Origin of the sequence: Anaerotruncus colihominis (genome assembly GCF_010206195.1) — a bacterium.
In the GTDB taxonomy this organism is placed as follows: Bacteria; Bacillota; Clostridia; order Oscillospirales; family Ruminococcaceae; genus Anaerotruncus; species Anaerotruncus colihominis_A.
In genome coordinates, this window is sequence record NZ_VIQT01000024.1 from 55,628 (window position 1) to 69,798 (window position 14,171).

Consider the following 14,171-nt stretch of genomic DNA (forward strand, 5'->3'; position numbering starts at 1 on the left):
ATGATACATCCATTAGTTGAAAGTGATTTCGATGCTGCAATTCAGATTGTCAACCGAAACTGGAAAAACATTTATGTTGGATATGTCAACCAAGGCTTACTTAATGATGCTGGGTGCCAGGAGCGCAGCCAGCAGTTGAGAGAGGATTTCATCAATCATCGGTTATCTGAATATGTTTGGGAGGAATCTGGTCAAATCTTGGGGCTGTTGTCAATGGGGACAACTGCTGATACAGATAAGGCCAGTGCTTTTGAAATCTGGCGCATATATATTTCGGCTGAAGCACAGGGGAAAGGAATTGGTGGACAGCTGCTTACATTTGCTGAACAAACCGCAAGGGCAAATGGATATGCGGAAATTATTATATGGGCATTTAGTAAAAACACAAGAGCAATCAAATTTTATCAGAAATATGGGTATCAGATCGACAAAGAGGAATATCTGGATGCCCCATATTTAACTTGTGGGACAAGACTATCAAAGAACATATCATAAATGTTACTTAGGCGAGGAGGATATTATGGCTATTGAAAAGGTAAGAGCACATTTCGCTCAATTTGGTATTGCAGACCGGGTACGGGAATTTGAAGTGTCCAGCGCCACCGTGGAACTGGCGGCACAGGCCCTTAACTGTGAACCCTGCCGGATCGCAAAGACGCTCTCGTTTATGGTGGACGGTCACGCTGTCCTGATCGTTGCCGCTGGTGACGCCAAAATCGACAATCCCAAGTATAAGGCCCAATTCAGCACAAAGGCGAAAATGCTCACGCCTGATGAAGCCGAAACACTGATCGGTCATGCGGTGGGCGGCGTATGCCCGTTCGCGGTCAATGAGGGCGTGACAGTCTATCTCGACAATTCCTTAAAACGGTTTGAAACAGTTTTCCCCGCCTGCGGCAGTAGCAACAGCGCCATTGAGCTGACGATTGCAGAATTAGAAAAATACTCCGGCTTTACCTCCTGGGTGGACGTATGCAAAGGGTGGGACGCATCAGTATGAAAATGCGAACAGAGTACACCTGCCCTTTAGAGCTTGTCCACGACATGATAAAAGGCAAGTGGAAACCTATCATACTATGGAGGCTCCGTTTAGGCGCTACATCCTTAGCAAAGCTGGAAAAGGATATAGACGGCATCACTCAAAAAATGCTGTTAGAGCAGTTGAAAGAACTGATTGATTATGGGTTTGTTCAAAAGAAGTCATTTGAAGGGTATCCGCTTCATGTGGAATACTCCTTGACCTCCGATATGGGCGAACAGATATTAGAAGCGTTGCGAATCATGCAGCACATCGGCATTGATTATCTGAAAGCCAATGGAATGGAGCATATCTTGGAGGAAAAAGGTGTAGTCCCCGATTAGCACCCACAAAAAAGTGGGTAATTTACATTTTACCAAGTGCCTCCTATACTGTGTGCAGAACATCAGATTTGGAGGTATCACAATGAAAGTTACCAGCAACGGTATTATTGACGGGGTAATCCAGCCTCAGTATGGAGGCCGGGGAACCCAATTCAACGAGAACAATATTCCTACCTATTCTCTGCCCTTTGTAGTAGAGGACGCTCCTTCCGGCACAGCTTCGATTGCTATTGTCCTGGAGGACAAGGACGCCTACCCGGTGACAGGCGGCTTTGCCTGGATACACTGGCTGGCTGCGAACATCACCCGTTTTGAGATCAAGGACAACGAGAGCCAGACGGCCACCGACTTTATCCAGGGTCGAAATAGCTGGACGAGCATCCAGGGCGGTGAGCTGTCGGCGGAGCTGTCCTCCTATTATGGCGGAATGACCCCGCCGGATCAGCCGCACATCTATGAGCTTCATGTATATGCTTTGAACAAGCTACTGGATTTGCGGCGGGGATTTCTGCTAAATGAACTCTATCGGGAAATGGACGGCCATATTCTGGCAGAATACACCCTCAAAGGCATATATGAAAATTAGCCCCCTAAAGGTGGGGGGCCGTACCATAAAAACCGTCATCGCTGTCTTTTTGTGCTTCTCGGTCGATACAGTCAGAAACTCTAACACAGCGTTCTATGCCGCGATTGCCGCTATCCTGTGCATCCAGCGCACCCCAGAGGACAGCTTGCGTGAAGCATTGAACCGAGAAATCGCAACAATCATTGGCGGAGCGTGGGGAATGACCGTCTTGCTCTTTGAAAAGAACATATACTTCATTCCCTGCGAGATATTGAGATATTTGTGCTTGTCAATCTTGCTTATCCCTCTCATTAACTTTTCTGTACTTATAAAGCAGGAAAAAGGAACATTCTTAATGTGCGTTGTATTTCTTTGTATAGCGGTAACGCATGGAACTGATGAAAGCCCCCTGACTTTTGGCCTTAACAGGATTGCCGATACTACGGTTGGTATCATGATCGCTTTGCTTATCAATCAAATTCCAGCAGCGGAGCAAAAGGTGAAGTAAACCAAAACAGCGCAGGGATTGGCTGACCCATCCCTGCGCTGTTTTGTCAGTCCTGCGAAAAATGAAGATATTTTACAAGCCAGCTCAATCCTCGACTGTTATAATGGGACGGACAAGGAGGTACACCGCATGAAAAAAGAAGTGCGAACGGTGGTCTACGATGACGAGCTACACATTGAGGCTTACCGTTTTGAGGGCATCGTACAGCCTTTTCCGAACCATTTCCATGAATACTATGTGATTGGCTTCATGGAGGACGGGGAACGTGTCTTGTCCTGCAAAAATCAAGAGTACACCATCACAAGGGGCGATGTTCTTCTGTTCAACCCAGGGGACAACCACGCCTGTGCCCAGAGTGACGGCGGGACGCTGGATTACCGGGGCTTCAACATCACCAAGGAGGTCATGCTGGACTTGGCGGAGGAAGTCACCGGCAGACGGGAGCTGCCCGGATTTTCCCAAAATGTAATCTTTGATGAAGAAGTCACCTGCCATCTGCGCCCACTCCATGAACTGGTGATGAAAGGCTCCAATGAGTTTGGCAAAGAGGAAAATCTGCTGCTCCTGATTTCTCTGCTAATCCAGCAATACGGCCAGCCCTTTGAGAACTGCGTCCCGGAGTGTCGGGAGGAAATTGAAAGAGCCTGTGCCTTTATGGAGCAGCATTATACCCAGCGGATTTATCTGGATCAGATCTGCCGCTGCGCCGGATTGAGCAAATCCACCCTGCTCCGGGCCTTTGCCCGCTCAAAAGGCGTCACGCCGTACAGCTACCTGGAAAACATTCGCATTGGCAAGGCCAAAAAGCTGTTGGAGCAAGGTATTCCCCCCGTTGAGGCGGCACTGCAAACCGGCTTTTCCGATCAAAGCCACTTCTCCAATTATTTCAACCGATTTATTGGACTGGCCCCCGGTATCTATCGGGACATCTTCAAGGATACGGAGGAAATGCCGCATGAAGGGTAATGGCACAGCGGGCCATCTCTCCGCCCTGCTCACGATCATCATTTGGGGAACGACTTTTATCTCCACCAAAATTCTGCTGACCGACTTCCAGCCGGTAGAGATACTGTTCTTCCGCTTCGTCATGGGACTGCTGGCCCTGTTGGTTGTTTATCCCCAACCTTTGAAAGGGACGAACCGGCAACAGGAATTGACCTTTGCCGCCGCGGGCCTATGCGGGATATGCCTTTACTATCTGCTGGAAAATATCGCACTTACCTACACAATGGCCTCCAATGTCGGGGTGATTATCTCCGTAGCTCCGTTTTTCACGGCCATTCTATCCCATCTGTTTTTGAAAGAGGAAAAGCCTCATACCAGCTTTTTCATTGGCTTTGTAGTGGCTATGACCGGGATCGCTTTAATCAGCTTCAACGGCTCCAAGCTGGAACTAAACCCCACCGGGGACTTGCTGGCGCTGCTGGCCGCGCTGATTTGGGCCTGTTATTCTGTGCTGACAAAGAAAATCAGCGGCTACGGCTACTACACCATTCTCACCACCCGGCGGGTGTTCTGCTATGGCATCCTGTTCATGCTCCCAACTCTGTTCCTGTTCGATTTCAGGCTGGAACTGGCAAGGTTTGCAAATCCTGTGTACCTATTCAACATTCTCTTTTTGGGCTTGGGCGCATCAGCCCTGTGCTTTGTCACCTGGAATTTCGCGGTCAAGGCGCTGGGAGCGGTCAAAACGAGCGTTTATATCTATATGGTTCCTGTTATTACAGTGGTGACTTCCGTGGCAATCCTCCATGAAAAAATCACCGCCCTGGCTGCTGTCGGAACAGCTTTGACACTGGCGGGTCTGCTCCTGTCCGAGAGCAAACTATTTTTGAGAAAAGAGGCGTAGTAAAATGGATTGGCAAAGTGAGAAGTGCGTCATGGTGATTGACGAGAGCCTACCCCTGGGTATTATTGCGAACACGGCGGCGATCATGGGGATCACCTTGGGAAAGAAAATGCCGGAGGTAGTAGGGGCCGACGTGACCGACCAAAGCGGCAACGAACATCTTGGCATCATCGAATTTCCTGTGCCCATCCTGCGCGGTTCGCCGGAGATCATCAAACAGATACGGGAAAAGCTCTACCAGCCTGATTTTCAAGATTTAACGGTGGTGGACTTCTCCGATCTGGCCCAGGGCTGCAAGACCTATGACGAATTTGTTGAGAAGATGGGCCACGTTCCAGAAAGTACCCTGCAATATTTTGGTGTTGCGATCTGTGGCCCGAAGAAAAAGGTCAATAAGTTGACCGGCAGTATGCCGTTGCTGCGATAAGAATTATGCGCCGCAGCATGGAGGCTGCACATCCAACCCGTCCAGGTAGTCCGTCCCCCATTGGCACATAGCGTCTATAACGGGAATGATGCTTTCCCCAAACGCAGTCAGAGAGTATACCGTTTTGGGCGGCTTCTCTGGAATCACTTCTCTATGTACCATGCCACAATCCTCCAGATCGCGGAGCTGCTGGGAAAGCATTTTGGGTGTTGCGCTGGGAATCCTCCGCTGTAACTCCATATAGTGCAGAGGGCAATCCACCAGATGCCAGAGGATAAGCGGTTTATATTTGTCTGAACTAATTGCACCAGGGGGATCAACCTCCTGGTGCAATTTGTAGGAAAGGCCAGACTGACATTTACGTTTACATTTCCACACTTGTATTATTCGAGCATCCGAAATACAATATGTTGGTGGAGGTGTAGATATGGATTACATGACATTAAAAGAAGCAAGTGAAAAATGGGGTGTAACCCCTCGAAGAATCAATTATTATTGTGCTGAACAGCGTATTCCCGGCGCAGTAAAAATGGCAACGGTCTGGCTCGTTCCGAAAGATGCTGAAAAGCCAGAAGATAAGCGATTCAAACGGAAAGGAGAAAAACGCGATGAATAAGATACTGATTGTCGAGGATGAAAAGCTGATACAAGAAGAACTGGAAACCTTATTGTCCAATGCTGGATTTACGGTCATGTGTGTGACCGATTTTGAAAACACACTGACTCAAATCAAAGCGGAAATGCCTGACTTGATATTGCTGGACATCAATCTGCCGGGACAAAATGGGTATAGCCTATGTGCCTCAATCCGTCAATTTTCCGATGTACCTATCTTATTCATTACAGGCCGCAATACCACGATGGATGAATTGCAGGCTTTGACATTAGGGGGAGATGATTTTATTTCCAAACCCTACAACATCCCCATTCTGCTTGCAAGAATCAACGCTTTATTGAAAAGGGGGCAAGCAGCCAAGCAAACCGCCTATCTGGAGTATAACAGGTTCACGCTCAATCCGATTGCCGGGACGCTGGCAGCAGATGGACGAGAAATTGAATTAACGAAAACGGAATTGAAAATTATGTACTACTTCTTTGAGCATCCCGGCGAGATTGTCCCCCGGCTGGATTTAGTAGAGTATCTTTGGGACAACGAGATTCACATAGACGACAACACGCTCAGTGTCAATATCATGCGTATCCGAGAGAAACTACGCACTCTTGGCGGAGGCGAGTTGATACAGACGAAGCGGGGAATGGGGTACAAAATATGAGATTTTCCAGCTATTTGAGTGACAAAAAGGCTGTGTTGTTGGTATGCTTTGCCAATGGCTTATTCTTCTCGGTACTTTTATGGCTGTTTGGTCTGGGAAGTGGGGAAATCTCTCTGCTGTGGTTTTGTTTTATCTGCATAGTTGGCGGCTTATTACTATGGAGCTACCTGAGCCAGCACAAACGGCTCCAACATTTAAGGGCTGTGATGGATGCCTTAGACCAAAAGTACCTGTTTGCGGAGATCACCGATACCCCAACATCAGAATTAGAAAAATCGTACTTTGAGCTGATGAAAACCGCATTGAAAGCCATGACGGATGAAGTGTCCCAATCTAACCGGCTTAACCGTGAATATCGGGAATTTATAGAACAATGGATACATGAAATGAAAATCCCGATTACTGGAATCCAACTGCTATGCGAAAACAACAAGTCCAGTGTCGCCCGGAAAATCCTTACGCAGACAGAAATGATTTCGCAGAGTGTGGAGCGCGTTCTGTTCTACGCTCGGCTGGGAAGTGTAGAGAAGGACTATCTGATTACAGAAGTTCCACTGAAAGCGTGTGTATCGGAGGTGCTGGCGCGGAACAAGCAATTCCTGATACAAAACAATGTCTGTATCCATACAGAAACTCTCTCCGGCACTGTGTACTCCGATCAGAAATGGCTTCAATTCATTCTGAATCAGATCATCATTAACAGCGTCAAGTATCAGAGTGTCCAGCCGCTGGTCATTAATGTGACCTCGCAGGATCAGGGCGACTATGTAACACTGTCCATTACTGACAATGGCCTCGGAATCAAGGAGAGCGAGTTGGGCCGAGTTTTCGATAAGGGTTTTGTTGGGAGTAATGGCCGGACTGGAAAAAATTCGACCGGCATCGGTTTGTACTTGTGCGATCAGCTCTGTGCCAAATTGGGCATCAGCATTGAGATAAAATCAACGGCAGGAGAATATACAGCCGTTTTCCTGCACTTCCCCAAAAGCAAATTTTTGAAGGTCTGATTTCTTATCTTACAAATCTGTTAGAGAAAATCAATGAACTTCTATACAACAGAACGCCTCGAATTGCTAAAATACAGACAGTTTCAAAAAGGAGGCGTAAAAATGCGCGATACCCCTAAAGGCCCACATAGGAAGGTATTTTTCATCGTGGGTGGCATAGCCGCTGCAATCATACTCTGCGGCGCGGTGGCTATTATGCTGTTGAATCATCCGATACAACTCCGCTCAGATTCTGCCGGAGTTGAGTTTGTAACCGAAGATGGGCAAATAACCTGTGTTGCAGTCAGAGGACAATTCCCCTATGTGCTGGTAAATTGTCCGATGGAAAATGACTATGTTCAAGACCCGGCAGGTAATGTGACAGAAAAAATCTGCACCTATACGATGCAGGCAGAGCCGTCCTTTTTCGGCCAGAGCATGGCAACTATGAAACTTAACATTGAAGCATCAAACGAAATGACCTGTACCTATATCTTAAAATTCGCGGATAAAGACGTGAAGATCGTCAACGGAAAGGTGGTGGAGTAACCATGACGTTAAAACGCAAAGAGCCGCTGCTCCATGTGGAGAATATCGAAAAATACTATGGCAATCCCGGTGCGGTCACAAAGGCACTGGATCAGGTTAGCTTTGACGTGCAGGCGGGCGAATTTATCAGTATCATGGGGGCCTCCGGCTCTGGAAAGACTACTCTGCTGAACTGCATCTCCACCATTGATACAGTAAGCTCCGGCCACATCCTGCTGGACGGCCAGGATATTACGACCATCACGGAAAAGAATATAGCCGCTTTTCGCCGCGATTACCTCGGCTTTGTATTTCAGGACTTCAATCTACTGGATACGCTGACGCTGGAGGAAAATATTGCGCTGCCCCTGACGATCAGTGAGACACCACCAAGGGAGATTGACAAGCGTGTTCGTCAGATTGCGGACAAGCTGCATATCAGTGACACACTAAAAAAATTCCCCACCCAAGTGTCAGGAGGCCAGAAACAGCGGTGCGCATTTGCGCGGGCGGTAATCTGCGACCCAAAACTCATTATGGCCGACGAGCCGACCGGCGCTCTGGATTCCAATTCATCCCGTGTTCTCCTGGAGGTCATATCAAACTTCAACCAGGAAATGGGAGCAACGATCCTGATGGTGACACATGACGCTTTTAGCGCCAGCTATGCAGAGCGAATCCTGTTCTTAAAAGACGGACGCATTTTCAATCAGATTCTCAAGGGTGAAAAGACCCGCAGTACGTTCTACCATGAAATTTTGGACGTTCTCGCCCTGCTGGGAGGTGACAAGCCGTGCTGATGAAGCTGTCCCTCCGCAACGCTAAAAGGCAATTCAATGAATACACACTTTTCTTTGTGACGCTCACCTGTGCCGTGGCATCCATGTACGCTTTTAATGCCCTGATTTTCTCAGATACGGTAAAAGCACTTCCTGATATGGAGTTGCTGCCTTACCTGATTGTAGCGGCTTCTCTGCTGATTATCCTCATTATGGGTTGGATCATCAGCTACATGATAAATTATATGCTCAAAAAGCGCAGCAGAGAGTTTAGTGTGTATATGGTATCTGGAATCCCTAACAGGAAGATCAGCAGGCTCATATTTTATGAAAACAGCCTGATTGGACTGCTGGCCTTTGTACCGGGTGTTCTCTTGGGGATGCTGTTCTCGCAGATATTAGAAGCGGTTCTGCTGAATATGTTCGGACTGCCCTACACGCTGCATTTCAGCTTTTCGCCATCCACCGTAGGGCTGACGCTTCTGTATTTTGCAGTCATGCTTTTATATTCTATACGCAAAAATGGAAAGTGGATACGTCGGGTGCAGCTACGGGATATGCTCTACTATGACCGTCAGAACGAAAAAGCCCCGTTTTCCGGCGGCATATCCGCAATTTTGATTTTCTGCCTTTCCGTTCTGGCTGGCTGCGCTGGGTTTCTGCTCATATATATCCAGCCCATCGGAAAAGGTTACGATATTCTCATTGGAACTGCCTTTTTGCTTCTGTTCCTGTTCGGCTTTTTTATCAGCGTCCCGGCCTTTCTTGTTACCCGGTTCGGAAACCGTATTGATTGGAAGTATAGAAATCAAAGGCTGGTGCCGTTTCGAGGATTTACTGCAAAAATCAGTTCTACGAGTACCGTTATGGGTATGCTGTCAATCTTGTTTATGCTGGCAATCACCTTTGGGGGGATTGGCTCAACTATCGGACTGATGGTGACAAAGAATGTTGAGGCCGGTGCCTTTGACATTATGATTTTGCATAAAGGGGAACTGCGTGATTTCTCCCGCTATGCCGCCATCATCCAGCAGGACTTTTCCGCACAAGGCCATACCTATGGAATCTATACCAACGGGCGAACGGAGTTTCTTTCTGTTCATGAACAAACGGTGATCGAGGCTGGCCGTTCTGCTCACCACCCTTATGCGGAGTTTGAGCATGATACCTGCATGACGCAAAGCGACTACCTAAAGTTGCGGGAACTGCTGGGTTATAAACACTTAGAACTTGACCCCACTCTCTGCTATGTCCATTGTGTTCCGGCATTGGAAAAGGACATCAGAATGTTGATTGAACAGCAAGATGGCCTGGAATGTGCTGGCTATGCCTTTGCAGACAGCGGAGTGTTTTCAGAATCTTTCAGCCAAGTAAACGACTATGGTAACGGCGCAGGCTATGTGATCGTTGTTCCAGACGGTGCAATCAGGCAAATGGAAATCGTATATAGCGTATATGCGGCGGTGAGCAAAAAATCATTAAGTCCCAATGACCTTCAGAACATCACATCCGCTTGTGACGGTCTTGTTCAGTTAGACCGGTCCAGTGCGAAGTCTACTCCCAGCGGTGCGCCCACAATCTTTATGCACGAAGATATGGACTATCTGTCCGGCAAATGGATGGATAAGACCGAGTTTCATTATCTCTACTCCATGCTAATCTGCCTGTTCTATCTCGCTTTGATTTTAGAGATTACTGGCGCTGCAATTTTAGCAACACAAGTTCTCAGCGATTGGCAAGTGAAACAGAGACAAGACCGCATCCTGCGGCAGCTTGGAATGAACGAGCGGCTTGTATCTAAGTTGAATAACCGCCAACTATCACAGATATTCCTGCTCCCGCTTATTCCATCACTTGTACTCAGTATTTGCTTTGTATATGTCTGCGCAAAGAAAATCTTAGTGAGCTTTTTCCCACTCCCGATTGTCCCGGATATTCTCTGGATTGGTCAATCTCTGGCTATCACGTTGGTATTGTTTTCGTTGCTCTACTCCATCTATTATGTCGCTGCCCGGATAAGTTACGGTCAGCGCGGGAAATAAATCAACAAGTAAGGTTTTTCCAATAAACAACAGCCAGTGGGTGAAATCTTTTCTGGCCCACTGGCTGTGCTTCGTTATTCTATGGTATCAGGCAAATTATGATCTTCCCACTATGCAATCAATAACGTCTATGAAACTTTTACCCAGGGGACGCTGCCAGAGGATATAGATGCCCTTACTGCAACCCTTAATAGGATTGGTGAAAGCGTAAGTGAAAATGATTTGCGGAAGTACTATGTCAATTTGCGACATCTATAAGGCTTCGCTCAATCTCCTGCTGGTAAAAAGCGATTTTTTCATCCAGCTTGGCCTCATGCTCCTGCAACTGCCTGATTTGCTCCCTCAATGACTGGCGGTGCTGGATCAACATTTCCATCCGCTCAGAAAGAGTAGCATCCCCTTTGGCCCGCAACGCCGCATATCTCTTAATCTCCTTAATTGGCATCCCGGTTGCTTTCAGCCGTTTGATGAAAGCGATCCATGTAATATCTTTCTCAGAGTAACGGCGGCGGTTACTGGAATTTCGCACAGGGGTTATCAAACTCTCATGCTCATAGTAGCGCAGGGTATGTATCCCCAGCCCCGTAACCTTTGAAAATTCTCCAATAGAATAATCCAAAATAATCCCTCCATCCTCTTGACGTAGAGTTTACTCTACATTGTATGCTCTTATTATACCTAATGAATGGAGGAATTTCAAATGGAACACACAAAAAGATACACAGTCATTACTGGGGCCAGCTCCGGGATTGGGTGCGAAACTGCAAAAGCCTTTGCGGATCGGAGCAAGAACCTGATTATTGCCGCCCGCCGTACAGAGAATCTCGAAACCTTAAAGCGTGAAATTGCAGAGCAGTATCCCGCACTGGATGTCGTGGTTAGGACGGTTGACCTGTCTGTGCTGGAAAACGTATATCAGTTTTATTCCAGCCTAAAGGGCTTCCAACTGGAAACATGGGTCAACAATGCAGGCTTTGGAAACTATGACAGTGTGGCACAGCAGGACTTGGAGAAGATTGACACTATGCTCCGGCTAAATGTTGAGGCCCTTACCATATTGTCCTCTCTGTTCGTCCGTGACTATAAGGACGTTCCAGGAACACAGCTTATCAACCTGTCCTCCTGCGGCGGCTATACCATCGTTCCTACGGCTGTCACCTACTGCGCGACGAAATTTTATGTCAGCACCTTTACTGAGGGGCTGGCCTGGGAACTGATCGAGAGTGGGGCAAGGATGCGGGCCAAGGTGCTGGCTCCGGCAGCGACACAGACGGAGTTCGGGAAGAAAGCAAACAACGTGGATACTTACGATTATGACAAAGCGTTTGGTACTTACCACACAAGCCGACAGATGGCGGAGTTCTTGATGAAGCTGTACGACAGCGACAGCACCCTTGGAATCGTGGATAGAGAGACTTTCCAATTTGAACTGCGGCTCCCGATGTTCCCTTATGCGAACAGCTCTACCCATAATCAGCATCCCAGCAAATAGAAAAGAAAAACTGCCGCACGACGGCAAAAGAAAAAAAGCCGTCGTGTAGCAGTCCATAACTATGCCCATTTTGCGAACGGCGGCTTTTGAAATATCAAAGCCGCCGTTCTTTTGCCCCCAGGGGAATGGCGCGGTCAAACTGCGATAGCGGCGGCTCAAGGAGGTAGCCGCCATGAGGCCGAAAGAGTTTCGACCAATTTTGACAAAGAGTGATCCATCAAAAAAAGCCTGTCCCCCGCCAAGGGATATTCCGGCCATGAAGATGAACTATACAATGTCGCCACAGCTAAATTTTGTTCTTCCCCCCGCCCGGTAGGTTTACGACCTGCCGGGCGTTTTTTGTCATTTTCAGTCGATGGGCATGAAAAGCCCACCTTTGGTGTAGGTTGTCGCGGCCCACCGTCCAGTCTGAATTTTCAAAAATTTAGACTGGAGGTAAAAGAAAATGGCAGACAGCCATCCGAAAAATCTTGACCCCCGGCCCAAACGCCGGAGGGATGAAGAAAACCCCTATGAGATATACACCGCTGGAATCAACACCGCTCACCCGCGCTTCTATCTGTTCTTCAAAGACGGCGGCGGAGTGAAACGCTGGATGGAGATTGACAAAGCCCTGTTCGACGCATTCAATGAATTTGAACTGGACGATCTTTCTTTTTTCAATGAAGTGGACAGGCACTACGAGCAATCCGAGGTGACGGAGGCGATGCTGAACAGGCGGGCCGCAAAGCCCCAGGAAAGCGTGGAAGAAACCGTTTCTCAGCGAATGGAAGTGGACAAGCTACATCAAGCAATCGCTAAACTGCCTGAAAAACAGCGCCGCCGCCTGGTGCTGTACTACTTTGGGGAGTTTACATACGAGCAGATTGCGGCTATGGAAGGATGTAAATTTCAGGTGATTGCCAAGTCAATAAAGACCGCAGAAAAAAATCTGAAAAAATTTCTTATAGGGGGGTGAATTTTCGCGTTTGAGTGAGGAAACAGGTGGAGGGCGATGGAAAGCCTTTCACCTGTTCCTCGTTATGTGCGTCGAATGGGTCTGACCTTTGAAAACTTCATACCCATTCATCAAGCACATTCCTATTGCCGCAAGCTACTTTTGCCGCCGCGCCAGGATGTGCCGGACAAGACAGCGGGATGCCACATCATCAATTCGTCCACGGTCTGCCGTCCGGCATGGAGCGAGAACCAGTGGCCATGAAATACCGGGCGGCTCCCGGTAAGGCCATGACCGGCAATAGGGACAATGATACTCCTGTTCAGTCACAGTCCGAGCGTGATAGCGTGTTCCAGCGTGAAGCCGTCGCAGACAATGAGAGCAGCCGACAGAGAACCTGCCGGGGGTGAAATTCCCGTGGAGCTGGTTGCCGCCAGCCGTTTGATGACTTCCCTCAGCGGGCCGGGGTGTCGCGGACAAATAGGCTTGCTTTCATATAGGCCGGACAGCGGGACAGGTTTATGGAAACGGGAGCGTTTATGCTCTGCCAACCTTGATATGTCATGCTGTCCGGCCCTACATAGGCGGCACAGGCCGTCTAATTTTTATGGGGAGGTCAAACAACCATGAGCAGGACATATTTACGCGGCGACTTGTACTACGCCGACCTGGGCCACGGTATCGGCTCGGAGCAAAAGGGCACCCGGCCCGTCGTTATCATCCAGAACAACGTAGGTAATAAGCACAGCCCCACCGTCATTATCGCCGCCGTCACCAGCAAGGCCAACGTCAAAGCCAAACTGCCCACCCACTACTACCTGGACGCCGGGAATGGGCTGGCCCAGCCGTCCCTTGTTTTGTTGGAGCAAATTCGCACCGTGGACAAGCAGCGATTGTCCAGCTACATCGGCAGACTGGACAAGAAACATATCCAGGGCATCAACCACGCCTTGGCGGTCAGCATTGGCCTGATCGAACCCGTCCCCCCGAAACTGACGCTCTGCTTATGCGGCGCTTGTGCTGACGCTTTTCGCGGCACAGGCGCTTTTGCTTTGCGGGAAGCTGTACCGGGACTGACTGAAAAAGAGGTATGCGTCTACTGCGGCCAGCGCCCTGGTATGGAATATGTGGTTACGCCGAAAGGAGGGGTGGGCGTATGAGTTATCCTGATGTGCCCATTTGGGAGAAATACACGCTGACCATCGAGGAAGCCGCTAAATACTTCCGTATCGGAGAAAAGAAGCTGCGGAAACTGGCGGAGGAAAACCCGGACGCCAACTGGCTGATAATGAACGGGAACCGCATCCAGATCAAGCGCAGGCAGTTTGAAAAGGTCATTGACTCTCTGGATGTGATCTGATCGCAGATTTGTATTGAGCCGGAAATATGATAAAATATAGTCAAGTCGTATCAAGGCTCGTT

General features: G+C 48.5%; 21 protein-coding genes. 19 read left to right on the forward strand and 2 right to left on the reverse strand.

Annotated elements, in window-relative coordinates; translation table 11 throughout:
- From FMM72_RS16350 to FMM72_RS16385, 8 genes are all read left to right on the forward strand, one after another.
- Entirely contained in the window at positions 1-495 is a 495-nt protein-coding gene (locus tag FMM72_RS16350) for a GNAT family N-acetyltransferase (protein ID WP_162222027.1), read from the forward strand.
- A 25-nt stretch (positions 496-520) separates the two neighbouring features.
- Positions 521-1,000, forward strand: a complete 480-nt coding sequence (locus FMM72_RS16355) for a YbaK/EbsC family protein (protein ID WP_162222028.1) — start codon at positions 521-523, stop codon at positions 998-1,000.
- A complete protein-coding gene (locus tag FMM72_RS16360; RefSeq protein WP_066535687.1) occupies positions 997-1,362 on the forward strand; it encodes a winged helix-turn-helix transcriptional regulator in 366 nt (121 codons plus the stop codon). The genes FMM72_RS16355 and FMM72_RS16360 overlap by 4 nt, the downstream gene beginning before the upstream one ends.
- Before the next feature lie 82 nt (positions 1,363-1,444).
- Positions 1,445-1,948 (forward strand): YbhB/YbcL family Raf kinase inhibitor-like protein, encoded by a 504-nt coding sequence (locus FMM72_RS16365; RefSeq protein WP_162222029.1) that lies wholly within the window; start codon positions 1,445-1,447, stop codon positions 1,946-1,948.
- Positions 1,878-2,435, forward strand: coding sequence for an FUSC family protein (locus FMM72_RS16370; RefSeq protein ID WP_243157862.1), 558 nt, complete (start codon positions 1,878-1,880; stop codon positions 2,433-2,435). The genes FMM72_RS16365 and FMM72_RS16370 overlap by 71 nt, the downstream gene beginning before the upstream one ends.
- 129 nt (positions 2,436-2,564) lie before the next feature.
- The gene (locus tag FMM72_RS16375; RefSeq protein ID WP_162222030.1) at positions 2,565-3,401 is read left to right on the forward strand and encodes a helix-turn-helix domain-containing protein; all 837 of its coding nucleotides are present in this window, start codon (positions 2,565-2,567) and stop codon (positions 3,399-3,401) included.
- Complete coding sequence (locus FMM72_RS16380; RefSeq protein WP_162222031.1) at positions 3,391-4,284, forward strand: DMT family transporter; 894 nt, start codon at positions 3,391-3,393, stop codon at positions 4,282-4,284. The genes FMM72_RS16375 and FMM72_RS16380 overlap by 11 nt, the downstream gene beginning before the upstream one ends.
- Positions 4,285-4,288: 4 nt before the next feature.
- Positions 4,289-4,711, forward strand: coding sequence for a DUF2000 domain-containing protein (locus tag FMM72_RS16385; RefSeq protein WP_161930533.1), 423 nt, complete (start codon positions 4,289-4,291; stop codon positions 4,709-4,711).
- Positions 4,712-4,714: 3 nt separating this feature from the next.
- Here FMM72_RS16385 and FMM72_RS16390 read toward each other — a convergent pair whose 3' ends face one another.
- Positions 4,715-5,089: a winged helix-turn-helix transcriptional regulator gene (locus tag FMM72_RS16390; RefSeq protein ID WP_373925763.1), complete on the reverse strand. Its 375-nt coding sequence runs from the start codon at positions 5,087-5,089 to the stop codon at positions 4,715-4,717.
- Between the two features lie 49 nt (positions 5,090-5,138).
- Here FMM72_RS16390 and FMM72_RS16395 point away from each other — a divergent pair, with 49 nt between their 5' ends.
- The 6 genes from FMM72_RS16395 to FMM72_RS16420 are packed head-to-tail and all read left to right on the forward strand — an operon-like array spanning position 5,139 to position 10,320.
- Complete coding sequence (locus FMM72_RS16395; protein WP_162222032.1) at positions 5,139-5,327, forward strand: helix-turn-helix domain-containing protein; 189 nt, start codon at positions 5,139-5,141, stop codon at positions 5,325-5,327.
- On the forward strand, positions 5,320-5,985 hold the full coding sequence (locus tag FMM72_RS16400; protein WP_162222033.1) for a response regulator transcription factor: 666 nt from the start codon (positions 5,320-5,322) through the stop codon (positions 5,983-5,985). Before FMM72_RS16395 ends, FMM72_RS16400 begins: the two co-directional genes overlap by 8 nt.
- Entirely contained in the window at positions 5,982-6,992 is a 1,011-nt protein-coding gene (locus tag FMM72_RS16405) for a sensor histidine kinase (protein ID WP_162222034.1), read from the forward strand. Before FMM72_RS16400 ends, FMM72_RS16405 begins: the two co-directional genes overlap by 4 nt.
- Before the next feature lie 33 nt (positions 6,993-7,025).
- Complete coding sequence (locus tag FMM72_RS16410) at positions 7,026-7,520, forward strand: hypothetical protein (protein WP_162222035.1); 495 nt, start codon at positions 7,026-7,028, stop codon at positions 7,518-7,520.
- 2 nt (positions 7,521-7,522) lie between these two features.
- A complete protein-coding gene (locus FMM72_RS16415) occupies positions 7,523-8,299 on the forward strand; it encodes an ABC transporter ATP-binding protein (RefSeq protein ID WP_162222036.1) in 777 nt (258 codons plus the stop codon).
- Positions 8,299-10,320 (forward strand): FtsX-like permease family protein, encoded by a 2,022-nt coding sequence (locus FMM72_RS16420; RefSeq protein WP_243157865.1) that lies wholly within the window; start codon positions 8,299-8,301, stop codon positions 10,318-10,320. Before FMM72_RS16415 ends, FMM72_RS16420 begins: the two co-directional genes overlap by 1 nt.
- Positions 10,321-10,558: 238 nt before the next feature.
- On the opposite strand, the gene FMM72_RS16425 is transcribed toward FMM72_RS16420, so the two are convergent.
- The gene (locus FMM72_RS16425; RefSeq protein ID WP_162222038.1) at positions 10,559-10,939 is read right to left on the reverse strand and encodes a MerR family transcriptional regulator; all 381 of its coding nucleotides are present in this window, start codon (positions 10,937-10,939) and stop codon (positions 10,559-10,561) included.
- Between the two features lie 81 nt (positions 10,940-11,020).
- Between FMM72_RS16425 and FMM72_RS16430 the strand changes: the two genes are divergently transcribed.
- From FMM72_RS16430 to FMM72_RS16450, 5 genes are all read left to right on the forward strand, one after another.
- Positions 11,021-11,812 (forward strand): SDR family NAD(P)-dependent oxidoreductase, encoded by a 792-nt coding sequence (locus FMM72_RS16430; protein WP_162222039.1) that lies wholly within the window; start codon positions 11,021-11,023, stop codon positions 11,810-11,812.
- Positions 11,813-12,257: 445 nt separating this feature from the next.
- Complete coding sequence (locus tag FMM72_RS16435; protein ID WP_162222040.1) at positions 12,258-12,770, forward strand: sigma-70 family RNA polymerase sigma factor; 513 nt, start codon at positions 12,258-12,260, stop codon at positions 12,768-12,770.
- A 36-nt stretch (positions 12,771-12,806) separates the two neighbouring features.
- Complete coding sequence (locus tag FMM72_RS16440; RefSeq protein WP_162222041.1) at positions 12,807-13,013, forward strand: hypothetical protein; 207 nt, start codon at positions 12,807-12,809, stop codon at positions 13,011-13,013.
- A gap of 362 nt (positions 13,014-13,375) precedes the next feature.
- The gene (locus FMM72_RS16445) at positions 13,376-13,909 is read left to right on the forward strand and encodes a type II toxin-antitoxin system PemK/MazF family toxin (RefSeq protein WP_162222042.1); all 534 of its coding nucleotides are present in this window, start codon (positions 13,376-13,378) and stop codon (positions 13,907-13,909) included.
- Positions 13,906-14,109, forward strand: a complete 204-nt coding sequence (locus FMM72_RS16450; protein WP_016321997.1) for an excisionase — start codon at positions 13,906-13,908, stop codon at positions 14,107-14,109. The genes FMM72_RS16445 and FMM72_RS16450 overlap by 4 nt, the downstream gene beginning before the upstream one ends.
- Positions 14,110-14,171 lie beyond the last annotated feature (62 nt).